Annotated in this window: 15 protein-coding genes; 7 read left to right on the forward strand and 8 right to left on the reverse strand. The window is 66.8% G+C overall.

From position 1 onward, the window contains the following. Positions 1–183: 183 nt before the first annotated feature. Positions 184–717, forward strand: coding sequence for a hypothetical protein (locus AC5P66_RS09935; RefSeq protein WP_495216273.1), 534 nt, complete (start codon positions 184–186; stop codon positions 715–717). 15 nt (positions 718–732) lie between these two features. Here AC5P66_RS09935 and yidA read toward each other — a convergent pair whose 3' ends face one another. Then, positions 733–1,566, reverse strand: coding sequence for a sugar-phosphatase (gene yidA, locus AC5P66_RS09940; protein WP_495216274.1), 834 nt, complete (start codon positions 1,564–1,566; stop codon positions 733–735). A 149-nt stretch (positions 1,567–1,715) separates the two neighbouring features. Between yidA and AC5P66_RS09945 the strand changes: the two genes are divergently transcribed. Continuing rightward, positions 1,716–2,378: an exopolysaccharide biosynthesis protein gene (locus AC5P66_RS09945; RefSeq protein ID WP_049417035.1), complete on the forward strand. Its 663-nt coding sequence runs from the start codon at positions 1,716–1,718 to the stop codon at positions 2,376–2,378. Positions 2,379–2,468: 90 nt separating this feature from the next. On the opposite strand, the gene AC5P66_RS09950 is transcribed toward AC5P66_RS09945, so the two are convergent. The 3 genes from AC5P66_RS09950 to AC5P66_RS09960 all read right to left on the reverse strand — a co-directional run bounded on the left by AC5P66_RS09950 (position 2,469) and on the right by AC5P66_RS09960 (position 4,731). Next, positions 2,469–3,779, reverse strand: coding sequence for a PQQ-dependent sugar dehydrogenase (locus AC5P66_RS09950; protein ID WP_495216275.1), 1,311 nt, complete (start codon positions 3,777–3,779; stop codon positions 2,469–2,471). Further along, on the reverse strand, positions 3,772–4,212 hold the full coding sequence (locus AC5P66_RS09955; RefSeq protein WP_049417033.1) for a DUF2231 domain-containing protein: 441 nt from the start codon (positions 4,210–4,212) through the stop codon (positions 3,772–3,774). The genes AC5P66_RS09950 and AC5P66_RS09955 overlap by 8 nt, the downstream gene beginning before the upstream one ends. A 108-nt stretch (positions 4,213–4,320) precedes the next feature. Further along, on the reverse strand, positions 4,321–4,731 hold the full coding sequence (locus AC5P66_RS09960; protein ID WP_478483535.1) for a hypothetical protein: 411 nt from the start codon (positions 4,729–4,731) through the stop codon (positions 4,321–4,323). Positions 4,732–4,983: 252 nt separating this feature from the next. Between AC5P66_RS09960 and AC5P66_RS09965 the strand changes: the two genes are divergently transcribed. Then, positions 4,984–6,750 (forward strand): S8 family serine peptidase, encoded by a 1,767-nt coding sequence (locus tag AC5P66_RS09965; RefSeq protein ID WP_478483537.1) that lies wholly within the window; start codon positions 4,984–4,986, stop codon positions 6,748–6,750. Continuing rightward, positions 6,750–7,328, forward strand: a complete 579-nt coding sequence (locus AC5P66_RS09970; protein ID WP_495216276.1) for a DNA breaking-rejoining protein — start codon at positions 6,750–6,752, stop codon at positions 7,326–7,328. Before AC5P66_RS09965 ends, AC5P66_RS09970 begins: the two co-directional genes overlap by 1 nt. 231 nt (positions 7,329–7,559) lie before the next feature. On the opposite strand, the gene AC5P66_RS09975 is transcribed toward AC5P66_RS09970, so the two are convergent. Both AC5P66_RS09975 and AC5P66_RS09980 read right to left on the reverse strand, forming a co-directional pair. After that, positions 7,560–8,861 carry an aminotransferase class V-fold PLP-dependent enzyme gene (locus AC5P66_RS09975; RefSeq protein WP_099495340.1) on the reverse strand — a complete coding sequence of 434 codons (1,302 nt, stop codon included), beginning with the start codon at positions 8,859–8,861 and terminating at the stop codon, positions 7,560–7,562. Next, a complete protein-coding gene (locus AC5P66_RS09980; RefSeq protein ID WP_495216277.1) occupies positions 8,861–11,263 on the reverse strand; it encodes a TonB-dependent receptor plug domain-containing protein in 2,403 nt (800 codons plus the stop codon). Before AC5P66_RS09980 ends, AC5P66_RS09975 begins: the two co-directional genes overlap by 1 nt. Before the next feature lie 200 nt (positions 11,264–11,463). Here AC5P66_RS09980 and AC5P66_RS09985 point away from each other — a divergent pair, with 200 nt between their 5' ends. Genes AC5P66_RS09985 through AC5P66_RS09995 form a run of 3 tightly spaced genes read left to right on the forward strand, consistent with a single transcriptional unit; the run spans position 11,464 to position 14,110 of the window. Further along, positions 11,464–12,291 (forward strand): AraC family transcriptional regulator, encoded by an 828-nt coding sequence (locus tag AC5P66_RS09985; protein ID WP_049439970.1) that lies wholly within the window; start codon positions 11,464–11,466, stop codon positions 12,289–12,291. A 13-nt stretch (positions 12,292–12,304) separates the two neighbouring features. Beyond that, positions 12,305–13,384 carry an alpha/beta hydrolase family protein gene (locus tag AC5P66_RS09990; protein ID WP_099495342.1) on the forward strand — a complete coding sequence of 360 codons (1,080 nt, stop codon included), beginning with the start codon at positions 12,305–12,307 and terminating at the stop codon, positions 13,382–13,384. 54 nt (positions 13,385–13,438) lie between these two features. Next, positions 13,439–14,110: a VOC family protein gene (locus tag AC5P66_RS09995; RefSeq protein ID WP_099495343.1), complete on the forward strand. Its 672-nt coding sequence runs from the start codon at positions 13,439–13,441 to the stop codon at positions 14,108–14,110. 1 nt (position 14,111) lies between these two features. Here the strand turns inward: AC5P66_RS09995 and AC5P66_RS10000 are convergent, their stop codons facing one another. Both AC5P66_RS10000 and AC5P66_RS10005 read right to left on the reverse strand, forming a co-directional pair. After that, positions 14,112–15,524, reverse strand: coding sequence for a TPM domain-containing protein (locus AC5P66_RS10000; RefSeq protein WP_099495344.1), 1,413 nt, complete (start codon positions 15,522–15,524; stop codon positions 14,112–14,114). 141 nt (positions 15,525–15,665) lie between these two features. Further along, positions 15,666–17,390, reverse strand: coding sequence for a peptidoglycan-binding protein (locus tag AC5P66_RS10005; protein WP_049417020.1), 1,725 nt, complete (start codon positions 17,388–17,390; stop codon positions 15,666–15,668). Positions 17,391–17,512: the final 122 nt, after the last annotated feature.

A 17,512-nucleotide genomic window follows, 5' to 3' on the forward strand; every position in this document is an offset into this window, starting at 1 on the left:
GCGCGCCGGTCAGCAGACGAAGACGATCATCTGCCGTGGGATTCGGTGGGGTGATTTCGACGTGCGAAATTCTTGCATCGCACTGCCGCATCCGCCATTGCACCGTGGTACAGCGCGGCTATACGCAGGTATCGTCCTGTCCGGTATCTTCAGATACCCGATTCCAGATTGGCAGGAGCCTTGATGACCCGCTGGACCACCTGGAAAGCAATAGCCAGCGTTGGCATGATGTTGCTTTCGTGCATGGAAACTGCGCTATCGCACGACAGAGTTGAAGTGCGTTCCCCACAGCGTCTGGATGCCCTGATCGACGCGCTGGTCACCACGCCGTCGCCGATCAGCCCGGCCCAGCTGCATGAGCTGGGCATCATCGCGCCGTTTTCCTTTGAGAAGGATGCAGGACCGCGCATCTACCGGTCACAGCCGATGCTGACCGCCGATGGCTATGCCATCGACAATGTGGAGTATCGCGTGATACGCGGCAAGGACGATGACATCCGCCTCCTGTTCGTCACGTTCGTGGATACGCCATGCTTCCCACTGGAGCGGTTGGCTAAGCGTTATGCCCTGCAGCCATTCATCTATCCACCCAGCCATGGTGCGCCATTGAGCGCGCGGAACCACGAGCAGCACCATTCGCTCACCGTAGGAGCGCAGGAGATCATCATCCGCAGCCAGCGCGATGCTCCGCACTGCGTGCTGGGCCTGAGGCGCTGAGCGCCGCTTGGTGCCTCAACGCAGTACGTAGGCCTCGATCGCACGCGCCACGCCTTCGTCGGCATTGCTGCTGGTCTCAAACCGCGCCACCGCCTTCACCGCATCGATGGCATTGCCCATCGCCACGCTGGTGCCGGCGTACTGCAGCATGGTCAGGTCGTTCTCCTGGTCACCGATGGCCATCACGTTGGCGCGGTCGATGCCCAGGTGCTCGGCCAGCTTCTGCAGGCTCGGGCCCTTGCCGGCGCGGTGGTCGAACACTTCCAGGAAGAACGGCGCACTCTTCAGCACCGCGAAACGTTCGGTCAGCGCGCTGGGCAGGCGCGCGATGGCGGCATCCAGCACGTCAGGCGCGTCGATCATCATCAGCTTGATGAAGGACATCGACGGGTCCATGTCCTCCACGCGGCGATACGACAGCGGCATCCGCGAGAGATGCGAGTCGGCCACGGTGTAGTAGCTGATGTCCTGGTTGGGCGTGTACATGCGCTGGCTGTCCAGCGCCTGGAAGTGCACGCCCAGGTCGCGGGCGACCTGCTCGCAGAACAGGAAATCGTCGAAGCTGAGCGGATACTCGACCACGGTTTCGCGGGTGCCGATGCGCTGCACCAGGCCGCCATTGCAGGCGATGCAGTAGTCGTCGTTGCCGTTGATGCCGAGCTCGTGCAGGTACGGCGCCAGGCCGGGGACCGGGCGGCCGCTGGTCAGCACGATGTGCACGCCCAGTGCGCGCGCCTGCGCGATGGCCTTCCTGGCGCGGGGGGTGAGCTGGTGCGACGGGTCCAGCAGGGTGCCATCCATGTCGATGGCGACCAGTTCGATGGTCGATTGCCTGCGGCCCATGTCCATTGCGTTCAACTCGTGCGGGGCACGCCAGTTTACCCCCTCATGCCCGGTTCACCTCTTTGCCCACGTTGGCCGGGATACTTCTGGAGCCTGTGCGTCCCCCACCGCAGGACGGCCCGTTGACCGCCCTTCCCTGGAGAACCTTACGACGCATGACCTACCATGCCCCCGAAACCGACGACAGCGCGCCCCTGGCCCAGCAGATCGAGCAGATGATCGACGAACTGCCCGGCGACCAGGTGCGCGTCGGCACCCTGCTCAGCGCGCTGGGCGATGAGGGCCTGCTGCTGATCGTGATCCTGCTCTCGGCCATCTTCATCATCCCGGTGTCGATTCCCGGGCTGAGCACCGTATTCGGGGCCTCGATCCTGCTGATCGGCCTGAGCCGGGTGCGCAACCGCCCGCTATGGGTGCCACAGAAGCTGGCGCGCCGCGAGATCGCCACCGACAAGCTGAAAGCCAACCTCGGCCGTGCGCTGAAATGGGTGCACCGCATGGAGCGGCTTTCGCGGCCGATGCGGCTGGCGGTGATGGTGCGCTCGAAGAAGATGATGCGCCTGAACAACCTGATGCTGGTGTTTGCGACCCTGCTGCTGATGGCGCCGGCCGGGCCGATTCCCTTCAGCAACACGCTGCCGGCGCTGGCGCTGATGTCGTTTGCGATTGGCTTCATCCAGCGCGATGGTGCGGCGGTGGCGGCCGGGTACGGCTTCGTGGTGGCCACGGTGGTGTACTTCGGCGTGCTGCTGGGCGGCGTGGGGTTCGCCGCCGAATCGGTGTTCAGTGGGTTCCGCAGCAGTACCGCGGAACTGTAGAGCCGAGCCCACGCTCGGCTGCTCTTCGTTCGTTGCGCGGAGACCCGCGCGCTGCGCGCGTAAGCCGAGCATGGGCTCGGCGCTACAGAATTACTTGGCCGACACCCGCCACACCACGTCGCCCACGTCGTCGGCCACCAGCAGCGCGCCCTCGGCATCCATCGCCATGCCGACCGGTGCGCCCATCAGGGTCTTCTCGTCCTTCGAGGCGAAGCCGCTGACCACGGTCTGCGGCCGTCCCGTCGGCTCGCCGTCCTTGAACGGTACGTACACCACTTCGTAGCCACTCAGTGGCGAGCGGTCCCAGCTGCCGTGCTCGCCGATGAAGGCGCCGCCGTGGTACTGCGCCGGCAGTGCCTGGCCGGTGTAGAACAACAGGCCCAGCGGTGCCACGTGTGAGCCGATGGCATAGTCCGGCACGATCGCCTTGGCCACCAGGTCCGGCCGCTGCGGCTGCACGCGCTCGTCCACGTGCTGGCCGTAGTAGCTGTAGGGCCAGCCGTAGAAGCCATCTTCCTTCACCGAGGTGAGGTAATCCGGCACCAGGTCGGCACCGATCTCATCACGCTCGTTGGCCACTGCCCACAGCTGGCCAGTGCTCGGCTCCCAGTCCAGCCCGGTCGGGTTGCGGATGCCCGACGCATAGATGCGGCTGCCACGGGTGGCCACGTCCACCTCCAGCACCACCGCTCGGCGGTATTCAACGGCCAGGCCGTTCTCGGTGATGTTGCTGTTGGAGCCGACGCCCACGTACAGCTTGCGGCCATCGCGGCTGGCCAGCAGTTCCTTGGTCCAGTGATGGTTGATGGTGCTGGGCAGGTCGGTGAACTCGCGGCCCTTGTCGGACATGCGGGTTTCGCCGGGCGCGTAGTGGTACTGCATGATGTTGCCGGTGTTGGCCACGTACAGCGTGTCGCCGATCAGCTGGATGCCGAACGGCGAGTGCAGGCCTTCGATGTAGACGTGCTGGGTCCAGGTGTTCGTGCCTGGCGAGCGGCGCAGCAGGGTGACCCGGTTGCCGCCCTTGCCGGCCTTGCCCGAGCGCGCCTTCACCTTGCCGGCGATCCACTGCTTGGGTGTGGTGACCGGCTCTTCGCCGGGGCCATTGCCTTCCACCACCAGCACATCGCCGTTGGGCAGGGTCAGCAGCCGGCGCGGGTGCTGCAGGTTGGCGGCGATGCGCTCGATCTTCAGGCCTTCGGCCACCGTGGGGGCCTGGCCGTCGGCCCAGCCCACGCCCTTGGGCACCTGCATCGGCGGCATCAGGAAGTTGGCCGGCTTGGGCAGTGGCGGCTGCGGTCCCGACTGGTCGGCCGGGTGGTATTCGGCCTTGCCGGCGCAGGCCGACAGGGTGACGGCCACTGCCAAGGCGGCCACGGTGTGCAGGATGTGCTTAGCCATGACGACCTCCCTGCAGCACCGGCGGCTGCGATGACAACAGGATCAGGCCCAGGGCGATCAGGGCCACGGTCAGCGCCGACAGGATCGTGCCCGGCACGGCAACGGCATACGCATCACGGCTGTGCACGAAGGCGTTCCAGATGGCCAGCACCACCGCGACCAGGTTGAGGAAGAAGTCGATGCGGTCGATACGGGTAGCCGTGCCGTTGCGGCGCCAGACCGCGAACAGGTTGATCAGGCGCGGAATGACGGCGATCAGCAGGCCGAAGGTGATCAGCCAGGCGGCGGCCTTGCCCCACATCACCTCGGCGCTGTTGAGGTAGATCGCGTCGAAGATCAGGGCACCGACGAAGAAGCCGAAGGGTATCGGGTTCAACAGACTGAACAGCGTGGTGCCGAGGCCGCGATGGGCCTGGGCGAGCGGATTGACCATCATCGTGCTCCGTGCGGAAGGGTGCACGGGCTGTAGTAGCACAGCGTGATGTGAGGGCGCGCGATGATGCCCCGGCGGGGCTGCCGCATCCGCCGGGAGGGCACCGGGCTACGCGGGTTCGTCCTCGCGCACCTCGTGGAAGGGCAGCATCGTCTCGAAGCCAAATTCGTGTTCCATGCTGGTGCGGACCAGGCCGCCGATGGCGTAACGGCTGGTGTTGGCATGCACGTCTATGCCACCGGGCCGCCACTCAGTGCGCAGATGCAGCGTCTCTGCGCGGCGCATGACGATCCGTTCCTCCTGCAGCAGTGCGCGACGGTGTTTCTTCATCAGCAGGCGCAGCGGTTTCACCGTGGTGATGCCGAATGCTGCCAGCTCGGGCAGCAACTCGGCGATATCGGCATCGTCGCCGTAGTCGTGGCTGCGCGTATGCACGGACAGCACCACCTTGCGGATGGCGGCAACCGAGAGCGGGGTCTGGTCCGCGCGCACACGGCCGCGCTTCCGTTCGTTCTTCATGTGTGTGGTCATCTGCACGTAGTTCTCCCTGTCTCCCACAACTCAGATTCAACCGCGCGAAGACCGCGTGAAGATGCTTGTGCGCACTGTCATAACCAGACGTACTAAGCGTTTGTGACGCAATTGGCACATCTGCAGATTGCTTGTGTGAAGAGGTAGGGGGTTCTCCGTTGTGTCGCGTTTGGCTCGTTGCGATGGGGCAGATCCGCCCCGCCGTCCTGCCATGCCGATTCACAACAGAAGGATTCGTGTATGAAGCGACACACGCAACGCACCGCGCCACCGCGCTCCGCGCGCCTGGCCCTCGCCACTGCCCTGGTACTGGGCAGCCTGGCCGTCACCGCCCAGGCCCAACAGGCCGATCCACTGGCGGCAATCCAGTGGCACCTGCTCAACACCGGGCAGACCGTCCCGGCTGACACACTGCCGGTGGCCGGCAACGACCTGAACGTCGATGGCCTGTTCCGCAATGGCATCCGTGGCCAGGGCGTCACCATCGCCATCGTCGATGACGGCCTGCAGATCGCGCATCCGGACCTGGCGGCCAACGTGGCCGCTGTAGCCGGCAAGAACTTCACCAATGGCTCGAACAACCCCACCCCGTCCAACCCGGATGTCGACAACCACGGCACCATGGTCGGCGGCATTGCGGGCGCGGTGGGCGCCAACAACCTGGGCGTGCGCGGTGTGGCGCCGGCGGCGACGTTGAAGGGCTTCAACCCGATTTCGCGCTCGGCCCTGGGCAACCAGCAGAGCAACATCGAGTACGCCTGGTGGGACGGCGCGGAATCGGCCGACGTGCAGGTGTTCAACAACAGCTGGGGTGCCGGCCCGGGCAATCCGAACCTGCCGTTGGCGTACAGCGAAAACACGATCCGTTCGTATGAGCAGGCACTGTCGGGCACGCGCGGTGGCCGTGGCGGCATCTACGTGAAGTCGGCCGGCAACAACTTCAACAATGCCTCGATCAGCCAGACCCAGGACGTCTGCACCACCGACACCAAGAACCGCAACACCGGCTGCGTGCCGGCCGGACGCGATCCGCGCAACAACCTGTTCAACGTGATCACGGTAGGCGCGGTGCGTGCCGATGGCGTGCGCTCGTCGTATTCCTCCACCGGCTCGGCGCTGTGGGTGTCGGCCTTCGGCGGCGAATACGGCCTGCAGGCCCAGTACGCCCCCGGCCTGGTGGCACGCGCGTACGACCCGGCTATCGTCACCACCGACGTGACCGGATGCGCGCAGGGCAGCAACAAGAACACCAACCGCCAGAACACCCTGGACAGCAACCTGTCGGCCATCGACAGCACCTGCAACTACACCGCCAAGATGAACGGCACCTCGGCGTCGGCGCCGATGGTCTCGGGCGTGGCGGCACTGGTGCTGGAAGCCAACCCGAACCTGTCCTATCGCGATGTGAAGTACATCCTGGCCACCACCGCCACCCGCAACCACCCGAACCAGCCGGCGGTGACGCTGGCCGACGGCCGCACGCTGGTGCCGGGCTGGACGGTGAATGCTGCCGGCCGTGCCTACAGCAACTGGTATGGCTTCGGCGTGGTCAACGCTGCACGCGCGGTGCAGGTGGCCGAGAACTTCCAGTCGCTCGGTGCGCTGGTCGACAGTGGCTGGCGCAACACCACGCGTACCGTGGCCATTGGCAACACCTCGGCCGCCGCCGCACGCCTGACCTTCCAGCTGGCCAACGGCGCGCGCAACATCGAGAGCGTGCAGCTGGGCTTCCGGGTCAACCACCGCAACACGCGCCAGCTGCAGTTCGTGCTGGTGTCGCCCAGCGGCACCCGCAGCGTGGTGCAGCCGGCGTTCACCGCGATCGGTTCGGGCACGGGTGGCGCGCAGAGCAACTTCACCAGCTGGGACCTGCTGTCCAGCAATGCCTTCCTGGATGAGAATGCCACGGGCACCTGGACGCTGGAAGTGACCGACATGGGGCAGGCCGCGACCGCTGCATCGCGCGGCAACCTCGAATTCTTCAAGATCCGCGTTCTGGGGCACTGATGATGAAGACCACCATTCTGTTGAGCACGCTCGCCTTCGCGGCGATGACCTCTCCTGCCCGGGCGCAGAGCTCGGGGCAGACCCCTCCAGCCAGGACCCTGTCGACCGTGGATGCGCAGGAACTGAAGGCCTCCGCTACCGGCCGCACGTTCGATGTGGGCGGCACGCGTTTCCAACTGTCGCCCTCGGCCACCGTGAAGCAGGCCAGCGGCGGCCAGTTCACGATCACCCCGCAGGCGGCGGCGACCACCAGTTCGCGCACCAAGCGTTCGCTGGATGGCGCAACGGCGGCACCTGCCGATGCCGGCGCCGGCAAGTTCGCGGCGGCGGTCTCCCGTGACGGCGCGCCGGTGGTGGCGACCTCCCGGGTCAAGGTGTTCTTCACCGATGCGGCCTCGGCCCAGCGTGCGGCTACGGCTACCGGCGGCACCGTGGTGAAGGTCTCCAAGGCGTCGGGCCAGGCCATCGTGGAGTATCCGTCGGTGAACGCGGCGCTGGATGCGACCACCAGGCTGCTGTCCACCGCCGGTATCCGCGCCACCGAGCCGGACGTGGTGCAGTGGGAAGAGACCAAGTAAGGCGTTGAGTGGTGCCCCTGGCCGGTTGGCTCTCCTGGCCGGCCGGGGGATGGGTGTGCGTTGCGACTGTCTGGAGCCGCTTCGGTAGATGCCAACCTTGGTTGGCAATGCCCGTTCACGGCATCCGCGGGTGCGGCGTCCAGAATGCAGTAGCGCCGGGCCATGCCCGGCGGAAGATTTCACCGCACGGTGGGAATGTGCCAACCAAGGTTGGCAAATACCAAAGCAGGGTCAGGCCAGGGCTGCAAGGGCCTGCACCAGTGCATCCATCTGCTGCGGCCGGGTGAACACCGACGGCGTCACCCGCACGCAGGCGCCGGAGTCCAACCCGTCACGATGCGTGGTGAACACGCGGTGTTCGTCCAGCAGGCGCTGCTGCAGCGCGATGTTGTCAGCCACGCTGGTGCGCCCGCGCAGGCGGAAGCTGGCCAATGCGCTGGCCAGCGCCGGATCAGGCGAAGACAGCACTTCGATATGCGCCATCTGCCGCGCAGGCACGGTCCAGCGCTCGCGCAGGTAGCGCAGGCGCGCCTGCTTGTTGGCCGCGCCGATACGCTGGTGCAGCGCGATCGCTTCCGGCAGCGCCAGGTAAGCGGCGAAGTTGACCGTGCCGGTGTGCACACGGCTGCCCACGCGGCCATCGTCGGTCTCGCCCATGTACGGGTCGAGGTCCGCAACGCGGCCCTTGCGCACATACATCGCGCCGACGCCGACCGGCGCACCGATCCACTTGTGCAGGTTGATGCCAACGAAATCGGCCTTGAGCTGCGGCACCGCGTAGTCGATCTGGCCAAACCCGTGTGCTGCATCAACGATCACGTCGATGCCGCGTGCCCGCGCACGTTCGGCGATTTCGGCCACCGGCAGCACCAGTCCATGGCGATGGCTGACCTGGGTCAGCAGCACCAGTTGCAGGCGTGGCAGCCGCGCGAACGCGGCCTCGTAGGCCTGAAGGATCTGGGCATGGTCGGGCACTGCCGGCAGCGCAATGCGCTCGACCTGCACGCCGCGGCGCCGCTGCAGCCAGCGCATGGCGCCGATCATGCTGTCGTAGTCGATGTCGGCGTACAGCACCTGGTCGCCAGGCTGCAGGCGGTTGTAGCCGCCGATCAGCGCCAGCATCGCCTCGGTGGCGCCGCGGGTCAGCGCAATCTCGTCGGCGCCCACGCCCAGCAGTTCGGCCACCTGCCGCTGCACCGCCATGTACTGCGCCGGAAATTCGCGACGCCCATACCACGCGTTGCCACGGTTCACCTCGGCGGTGTGGCGCTGGTAACTGGCCAGCGTCTCGCGGCCCATCGCGCCCCAATAGCCGTTCTCCAGATGGTTCACTTCGTCGGTGACGTCGAAGTGGCTGGCCACTGTGGCCCAGTAGTTTTCATCGCGGGCCAGCACGTCCGGCGCCACGGTCGTTGCGGGAATCTGCATGGACGCAGCGTAACGCGTGGCAGCCATGGCCGGCAGTGAAGAAAGTGCAGCTGCGGCCGGCAGCAAGGAGCCGGCACGCAACAGGAAGCGGCGGGCCGGGTCCATCAGAAGCTCAGCCGGTACTGCGCGTACAGGTTGGCGCCGTCGGTGTCATAGGGCGCGTTGCGCGAGTAGACCAGGCCGCGGCTGGCCTGGAAGGTGGCTTCGTCCGGATAGCGGTCGAATACGTTGTCGGCACCGACGCGCAGGCTGTGATGTTCGTTGATGCGATAGCCGACGGCCAGGTCGAGGAAGCTCATCGCGCCGAAGCGCTGGTAGATGTCACCCACTGCATTGCCGCTGGAATCGGTCCAGGCGCCGTAGTAGCGCATGCGTGCCATCAGCGACCAGGCGCCGATATCCCAGCTGCCGGTCAGGCTGCCCTTGTGCTCGGGCAGGCGATCCTCGAACAGCACGCGCTGGGTCTCGTTGGTGGCCACCGAGGTGCTGCCGTTGTCCACGCGTGTGCGGTTGTAGTTGTAGGCCAGGGTCAGCGTCATGCGGCCGGCGCCGAGGTCGCGCAGGTAGTTGCCGACCACGTCCACGCCGGTGGTGGTGGTATCGAAGTCGTTGGTGAAATAGTTCACCGAGGTATAGCCCAGCGGATTGGGCGTACCGGCCGGAATGGCGAAACTGGCCGACTGGCTGAAGCGGTCGCTGAGCTTGATCTGGTAGACATCCACCGAGCCGGACAGGCCCAGGTCGGTGCGCCAGGTCAGGCCCAGCGACGCGGTACGCGATTCTTCCGGCTTCAGCGGCCTGGCGCCGAGCAGCTGCGCCAGCGGATCGTTCGGTGACAGGCGACCGCTGGTGAAGATCTGCAGCGTGCGCGTGTCCAGGCCCTGGGTGGTGCTGGTGGTATTGAGCTGCGCCGGCGTCGGCGCGCGGAAGCCGCTGGACACGGTGCCGCGCAGGGCTACGTCCGGGGTGATCGCGAAACGCGCCGAGAGCTTGCCGTCCAGCGTGCTGCCGAAGCTGGAGAAATCTTCGTAGCGGCTGGCCGCACCGATACTCCAGCGCTCGCCCAGCGGCACTTCCATGTCCACGTAGGCGGCCTTGCTGCGCTGGCTCCACTGCCCGGCCTGGCTGGCCGAGAAGCCCGGCGCACCGTTGGAATTGGCCTCCAGGCCTGCAGCCGCGCCCGGGCCCACCGCGTACGAGGCCGGGTCACCGGCGCGGACCTGGTAGGTCTCCTGGCGGAACTCGCCCCCGAAGGCGACATTGATCGGCTGGGACAGCGCGCCCACCTCCCACTCGTAGTTGAAGTCGGCGTTGGCGTTCTTCTCGGTCTGGGTCAGGCGGCCGAGGTCGAACGCGGTCGGGCTGGCCGGACCCAGCGAAGCATTGATCGAGTTCTTCAGGCTGTAGTCGATGGCATTGCGGCCATACGAGGCGCTGACGTCCCAGCGCAGCTTGGGCGTGATCTCGCCACGCAGGCCACCGACCAGCTGCAGGTCGTTCTGGACGTTGCCGTACTGCGGGCTGAAGCCGACCGGATACAGCGAACGCAGGTTCCAGCCGGGGAAGATGGCGGTGGTGCGATACGCGCCGGTGGTGGTATCCGGGTTGCGCCAGTTGAAATCGCTGACGCCATCGCTGTGGCTGTACAGGCCGAAGGCATACAGCTCCAGCGTCCCGCTGGCGTTGGCCTTGACGTTGAAGCCGACGCGGCGGCTCTCCAGTTCCGGCTGGCCCCAGCGCTGCACCGGATCGGGCACCTCCAGCTCCGGATGTGCAGCCTGGAAGACGATCGCATCCGGGCGCTGGCGCGTGCGCGAGGTGGCGTCCGAGTTGGACGATTCGGCGAACAGCACCAGGCTGCCATAGTCGCCCAGCGACCAACCGGTGCGCGCACTGAAATCGCGCGAGGCACCGTCGCCCTGCGCATACTGCGAGTAGCCGGCGGTGATCTCGGTGCCGGGACCCTCTTCGAGGATGATGTTGATGACACCGGCGATGGCATCCGAACCGTACTGCGCCGACGCACCATCGCGCAGCACCTCGATGCGCTTGATCGCACTGGTCGGAATCTGCGCCAGGTCGGCCGCCTGTGCACCGCGGTTGCCGAGCAGCGCGCTGCGGTGGAAGCGGCGACCGTTGACCAGCACCAGGGTCTGGTCCGGCGACAGGCCACGCAAGGTGGCCGGACGCACGAACACCTGGCCGTCCGCCATCGGCAGGCGCTGTACCACGAATGATGGCACCAGCTGCGCCAGCACGTCCTTCAGGTCGGTGGATTCGACGGACCTGATGTCTTCCTTGGTGAACACGTCCACCGGCGCCAGCGTTTCGAACTGGGTGCGGTTGGAGGCGCGGGTGCCGGTGACCAGCATCGCATCGAGCTGGGTGGGTGCGGCGCGGCTGCCGCCTGCGGCATCGACCGCATCGGCCTCCGCTGCGATCGCGCCTCCTGCGCTGGCCATGGAAAGGGCAAGGAGGATGGAACGCGAAAGCTTCGAACGATGCACGGCAGGGCTCCGGGAGGACGCGACAGGGCCAGCACCTGCAGGGACATCGCAGGCCTGGACAAGGCGCGCAGTCTCGGCGCGCTCTGTGAAGGAGGCATGACGTCAGTGCGACAGCTTGAGTCCGCACAGGCGCAAGAACTGCTAAACGCCGCGCCTGCCGATCCGCTACTGTGCCCAGCATTGGTTCTAGGAACGGCAGGATGAGCGCGGCAGGCAAGGCGTTGTGGTACATCGAAACCCACGCGGACCAGCCACTGGCGCTGGCCGACATTGCCGCTGCAGCGGGCCTGTCGCCGTTCCATCTGTCGCGCCTGTTCCAGGCCCGCACCGGCACCTCGGTGATGCGCTACCTGCGCGGGCGCCGCCTGACCGCTGCCGCGCAGCAGTTGGCCAACGGCGCCGGCGACATCCTGCAGGTGGCGCTGGGTGCCGGCTATACCACCCATGCCGCCTTCACGCGTGCCTTCAGCGAACAGTTCGGACAGACGCCGGAGCGCGTACGCGAACAGGGCACCGATGGGCTGGCGCTGGTGCAGGCGATCCGCGTGGACGAGGCCCCGTCCGCCTGCATTGAAGCCCCCCGCCTGCTCGAGACACCCGCGTTCCAGGTGGCCGGCATCGGTATGCGGCATACCCGCGACAGTGGCGGCGCGATTCCCGGACAGTGGGCCCAGCTCAACCGCGAATGGCCGACGCCGGCGCCGATCAGTTTCGGCGTGTGCTGCAACAGTGATGACAAGGGTGGCTTCGATTACATCGCGGCACTACCGGCAAGCACGGTGCCGAGCGTGCCTGCGCACTGGCGACGCGTGGACATCCCGGCGCGCCGCTACCTGGTGGCCTGGCACAGCGGGCACATCTCGGCCATCCGCTCGACCTGGTTCTGGTTGCTGGATCATTATCTCCCTGCTTCCAACCTGGGCCTTGCCGATGCGCCGGATCTGGAGCGCTACGACGCCCGGTTCGATGAGCGCACCGGCCAGGGCGGCGTGGAAATCTGGCTGCCCGTCGACGACCGTCCCCACTGACAAGGAGTTGAAGATGCGCATGACCGCTGCTGTGCTGGGAGCGATGCTGATGGTGTTCGCGAGCACCGGCGCCGCCCGCGAACGCGGGGTGGCCGGCGAGCGCCACGGCACAACGACGCTGGCCAGCGCCGCCGTGCGCGACGCAGAGCACCGCGACGCGCTGCGCTACACGGTCTGGTATCCGGCACCTGCAGGCAGCCGGGAAACCGCGCTGACCATCGGTCCACCCGACGCGCCGCTGTTCGACGTCGGCCGGTCGTCCAGGGATGCGCCGGTCGCGGGTGATCGCCTGCCGACCCTGCTGCTCTCCCATGGCAACGGCGGCAGCGCGCGCATGATGGGCTGGCTGGGCACCGCGTTGGCGCGGGCGGGCTATCTGGTGATCGCAGTCGATCATCCGGGCAACAACGGCGTTGACAGCATGACCCTGCCCGGCAGCGTGCTGACCTGGCTGCGCGCCGATGATCTGCGTGCCGCACTGGCGGCTGTGCAGGCCGATCCGGTGCTGGGCCCGCATGTCGATCCCGAGCGCCTGGGGGTCGCCGGCTTCTCGGCCGGCGGCTACACCGCACTGTTGGCGGCCGGTGCGCGACCGGACCTGCAGCGATTGCGGGACTTCTGCACCGCGCATCCGGATGACGGCGTCTGCCGGCCCCAGCAGGAAGCGGCAACGCACACGATGGAGGCGCGTGTTGCCGCTGCGGCGTCGCCCGAGCTGTCGCCGTGGATGTCCCACGCCAACGACGCACGCGCCATTCCCGGCGTGCGCGCGGTGTTCCTGCTGGCACCGGCAATCGTGCAGGCCTTTGCGCCCGAGCAGTTCTCCTCGCTGAAACAGCCGGTGTCGATCGTGCTCGGCCAGGCGGACACGGTTGCGCCACCGCAGAGCAATGGCGAAGCTGCGCAGGCCTTGATTGCGGGCGCTGCACTGCAGGTGCTGCCCGGTGTCGGCCATTACGATTTCCTCGCCGCATGCACCCCGACCGGACAGCAGCGGCTGCAGGACCTGTGCAGGACGTCGGTGCCGAAGGCGCAGACCCACGCGCACGCAGTGGACGCAGCAATACGATTCTTCAACCATTCACTGCGCTAGTGGCCGCCGGGCAGGACCCAGCGCTACAGTGAGCGCGTCCATGGAGAATCGGTCATGCGCCTGCTTCACCTCACCCTGCCGGTGTCCGACGTCGCCACCGTCGCCGCGTATTTCCACGATGTACTGCAGCAGCGCGTGGTCGGCAACCATGTGCACATCGGCTGGAGCACGATCGAACTGCAGCCGGCGGGTGATCACCCCGTCGGTGGCGTGCACCTGGCCTTCAACGTACCGGACAACCGCTTCGGCGAGGCGATGGCCTGGTTGCGCGAACGTACCCCGCTGCAACGTAATCCTGAGGGTCTGGATTACTTTGCGCTGGAGAGCAGCTGGCAGTCGCAGTCGGTGTACTTCACCGGCCCGGACGGCCTGATCCTCGAGTTGATCGGCCGGCGCCGTCTGCCAGTCAGCACGCGCGCAGGCGCCTTCCATGGCAGCGAGCTGACCTGCCTGAGCGAGGTTGGCCTGCCCAGCCATGATGTCGACGCGGTGCGCGAACAGTCCAGCCAGCGCTTCGGCCTGCAGCCGATCAGCCCGCCGTCGCCGCAGTTCGCGCCGGTGGGCGACGACGAGGGCCTGCTGATTATCGTCGCCGCCGACCGTCGTTGGTTCCCCGAGCAGAAGGACCTGCCCAATGCGCAGGGCGTGCAGCTGCAGGTGGGTGATGTGAGCGGCAGCGGCGAACTGCGCGATGCCGCGCTGGGCTGGCGGGTGTGGGCGGCCTGAGCTACCAGCTGCCCGATGCGCCGCCGCCGCCGCTGCGACCACCACCACCGGACCAGCCGCCGGAACTGCCTGAGGACGAACTCGACGACGAGGTGCTGGACGAGGAACGGTAGCCTTGGGACGACCTTCGTCCGCTGCGTGCTTTTTCGCCGGGCAGCAGGGTAAACACCCAGATGAAGTACAGGAACAGCGTGCCTACGCTGGACACGATCGTCGCCAACACGCGTGCGTTCTCGTCGCTGGCCCGGTCGATGGCCAGCAGCGCGCCCAGCGCATAGCCGCCGGTCAACAGCACCAGTACCACCAGCCGCACGGCGAAGCTGTTGCGGTTCTTCCGCCAGCGCGCGCGGCCGGCCTGCACCAGGAAGAACACCAGCATGGCGGCAATGGCGACCGCCAGGTTCAGCAACGTGTGCAGGGCAAGGCTGGGCGGCAACTGACCACGGACCAGCATCATCACAAAGAAACCGATACTGACGGCCAACATGCCGGACAGCACGATGCGCACACCACGACTGCGACGCCAGCACCACCCCAGCAGCGCCGCCACCGGTACAGCGGGTAACAGCACGAAGAACAGCCCAGGCAGCACATGCCGCGGCAGCAGCAGCGTCGCCGAAACCAACCCGGCGGCCATCACTGCCGTTACCAGCAACGGCCTGCCCCAGGCCGGCAATGTCGGCCAGTTCGGCCTGGGCATTGCCGCATTGGCTGCCAGTGCCTTGCGCCGCCGCTCACGGCGTTTACCGCTGAACCCGGCTTCGGTCCTGGTGGCCAGCAGGCGCGGCGGTGATCGCCACAGACCGGCCAGGAACCCCACCAGCAGCGTCAGGGCAACGACCGAATCCCCTGTGCGCCAATCCGCTGGCAACAGGTTGCGTGCGGATGAATCTTCCTCGGGCGGCAGCGGCTCGCCATCGATCAGCGCCACCAGCACCTTGCTGCCGTCCAGCATGCCCTGGTCCAGGTTTCCTTCGCGCAGGCGCGGCACGATGGCTTTGTCGATGATGCGCGCGGCATAGGCATCGGGAATGGTGCCTTCCAGGCCATAGCCGGTCTGGATGCGTACGCGCCTGTCCTGTACCGCCACCAGCAGCAACACCCCGTCATCGACACCGGCGCGGCCCAGCTGCCACTGGTCGAAGACACGCTGTGCATAGGCTTCGATGCCGTCATCGCCAACACTGGGCACCACCAGCACCTGCAGTTGCGCGCCTTTGCGTGCCTGCAGCTGCAATGCCTGCTCGCGCAGCGTGGCGCGGGTGCTGGCGGACAGCGCGTTGGCGGTGTCCACCACCGGGTCGTCCAGTGCCGGAATCGGGACCGCCGCCAGCACTGGCAGCGGCAGCAGGCAGAGCAGCAGTGCCAGCCCTACCCACTGCCATGCGCTGCGCCACCGCAGCACCCGGCTCATGTGGACGCCGTGCCTTGCAATGGCGGCGTGCTGTGCATCATGCGAAACGGCATCCGTGTATGTCCTTGCCCCATGAACGGAAAAGCCGGCCGGATTGCCCCGGCCGGCCTCCTTTACCACACACCTCTTCACACGCAGCGGTCAACGGCCCATGGCCACTCGCTGCTGCTCGTCCTGCACGTGTTGCTGCGAAGGCTCATGCTTGGCCAGCATTGCAGCGCTGGTCTCCTGCAGGCTCGGTGCCGTCTGGGTCATGTCCACCGCAGTACGGAAGCCGGGAACGGTGCCGATGACGAAGGCCTTGCCATCCTGCACGGTGACGCCCTGCAGCTTTTCCGGTGAATCGATGCCGGCGGCCTTGGCCTGGGCGGTCACGTGCGCGCTCATCTCGTTGCAGATCATGCCCGGCATGTGGCCGCGGATCGCATTGTGCAGCGGCGTATCCGGATGCGCCTTGTCGCCCAGTTGCGGCCCCTTCGGCGCCGCCTCGGCATGGCTGCGGCCTTCGGCCAGCTTGCCCAGCGTCGCCGGACCCGCCACGCCATCGGCGGAGAGCCCGTGCTGCTTCTGGTAGGCGATCAGTGCGTCCCTGGTGTTGGCACCGAACTTGCCGTCCTCGCTCAGCGGGTTGCCATGGCCGTCGCGCACGCCCAGGCGGTTGAGTTCCTTCTGCAGCGCAGTCACTTCCTCGCCCTTTGCCCCCTGGCGCAGCACGCCGTTGTGGTCGGCGTCATGCGAATGGCCGCCCTTGCCGGTTTCCTTCAGCTTGCCGTGGTCCCAGAAGTCCTGCGGGCTGAGCAGCTTGCCGTGCGGATCCTTCAACTGGTAATGCACGTGCTGGGCATACTGACCCGCACCGCCCGGGCCACGCCCGCCCATGGTACCGATCGGCTCACCCGCCTTGATCGGCTGGCCTTCCTTCACCTGGGTCGAATGCAGGTGCAGGATCTCGTGCGAGTTGCCCTGCGCATCCCTGATCTTCACCGTACCGTAGTCGCCGCCGACGAACGTCACCGTTCCGGAGATCGGCGCGTTGACGGTCGGGTGCTGCAGATTACGGCCGTGCTGGCCGCCGACATAGTTGAAGTCGGTACCACCGTGCGGCTTGTGCGCGCGGTGTTCGCCGAACTCACCGGTAATGTGCGGCTTGACCCCGTTCTGCGGGGGCAGCATCACCTGCATCGTCTGCTCGAAGTTGCGGGTCTGGCCTTCGGCATGCGCCGCTGCCGGCTTGGCCTGCGCGTGCGTGGCCGCAGCTACGGTGGGGGCGGCGTGGCTGCCATGGGACTGGCCCTGGGTCAGTCCCAGGCGCTGCTCCACGAACCGCTCGTACTTGTCCACGTACGGCATCACCTTCTTTTCAGACAGGGTGAGGCCGCCGTAATCGCGGGTCGGGCCGTCGTGGTGGTACTTGTAGATGTACTCCTCACCCTGGCCGCGCTTGTGCGCCAGCGTGCGGTTATCGATGTAATGGTCAACCAGTGCATCGGACTGTGCGCCGACGTCGAAGCGGTTGCGGTTGTTGAGGTGGTAGTGGTTGCCGGTCTTGTCGATGAACTGGCCCAGGCCCGAGGCCGAGGTGGTGCCAGCGGCGGCATCGGGGTTGAAGCCCGATTCAACGCGGGCGATGGCCAGTACGTGCGCCGTTTCGCGCGGGGTCAGGCCCTTCTCGCGCGCCGACTCGATGATCGTGTCGATCACCCGTGACTGTACTTCCGGGGTCGCATCGCCCCACCGGCGGGAGTTGCCATGCAGGCGGCCGTCGCTCTGGTCGATCGGCTCCCGGTAGTGGCTCCACGGCTTGATGCGGTCACTGCTGTAGGCCGCCCCGCGGGGCTGGACCATGTCCTGGTAGATGTCTGCCATGTGTGTGCTATCCATTCTATGAAAAGGGGGATTTCCTTAAGGGGTACTGCTCCTGGTACTTCTGGTACTGCGGTACTGCAGTGCTGCGTTCACAGCGCGCGTGCGACATCCTGCCGCTGCGC

Source organism: Stenotrophomonas sp. YJH_SMC_122 (genome assembly GCF_059369535.1).

Excerpts from the sequence above, each read along its gene's own strand:
- AC5P66_RS09935 (WP_495216273.1), top strand. The coding sequence starts at position 184 with ATGACCCGCTGGACCACCTGGAAAGCAATAGCCAGCGTTGGCATGATG.
- AC5P66_RS09955 (WP_049417033.1), bottom strand. The coding sequence starts at position 4,212 with ATGGTCAATCCGCTCGCCCAGGCCCATCGCGGCCTCGGCACCACGCTG.
- AC5P66_RS09945 (WP_049417035.1), top strand. The coding sequence starts at position 1,716 with ATGACCTACCATGCCCCCGAAACCGACGACAGCGCGCCCCTGGCCCAG.
- AC5P66_RS09965 (WP_478483537.1), top strand. The coding sequence starts at position 4,984 with ATGAAGCGACACACGCAACGCACCGCGCCACCGCGCTCCGCGCGCCTG.
- AC5P66_RS09990 (WP_099495342.1), top strand. The coding sequence starts at position 12,305 with ATGCGCATGACCGCTGCTGTGCTGGGAGCGATGCTGATGGTGTTCGCG.
- AC5P66_RS09970 (WP_495216276.1), top strand. The coding sequence starts at position 6,750 with ATGATGAAGACCACCATTCTGTTGAGCACGCTCGCCTTCGCGGCGATG.
- AC5P66_RS09950 (WP_495216275.1), bottom strand. The coding sequence starts at position 3,779 with ATGGCTAAGCACATCCTGCACACCGTGGCCGCCTTGGCAGTGGCCGTC.
- AC5P66_RS09975 (WP_099495340.1), bottom strand. The coding sequence starts at position 8,861 with ATGGACCCGGCCCGCCGCTTCCTGTTGCGTGCCGGCTCCTTGCTGCCG.
- AC5P66_RS10005 (WP_049417020.1), bottom strand. The coding sequence starts at position 17,390 with ATGGCAGACATCTACCAGGACATGGTCCAGCCCCGCGGGGCGGCCTAC.
- yidA (WP_495216274.1), bottom strand. The coding sequence starts at position 1,566 with ATGGACATGGGCCGCAGGCAATCGACCATCGAACTGGTCGCCATCGAC.
- AC5P66_RS10000 (WP_099495344.1), bottom strand. The coding sequence starts at position 15,524 with ATGAGCCGGGTGCTGCGGTGGCGCAGCGCATGGCAGTGGGTAGGGCTG.
- AC5P66_RS09985 (WP_049439970.1), top strand. The coding sequence starts at position 11,464 with ATGAGCGCGGCAGGCAAGGCGTTGTGGTACATCGAAACCCACGCGGAC.
- AC5P66_RS09995 (WP_099495343.1), top strand. The coding sequence starts at position 13,439 with ATGCGCCTGCTTCACCTCACCCTGCCGGTGTCCGACGTCGCCACCGTC.
- AC5P66_RS09960 (WP_478483535.1), bottom strand. The coding sequence starts at position 4,731 with ATGAAGAACGAACGGAAGCGCGGCCGTGTGCGCGCGGACCAGACCCCG.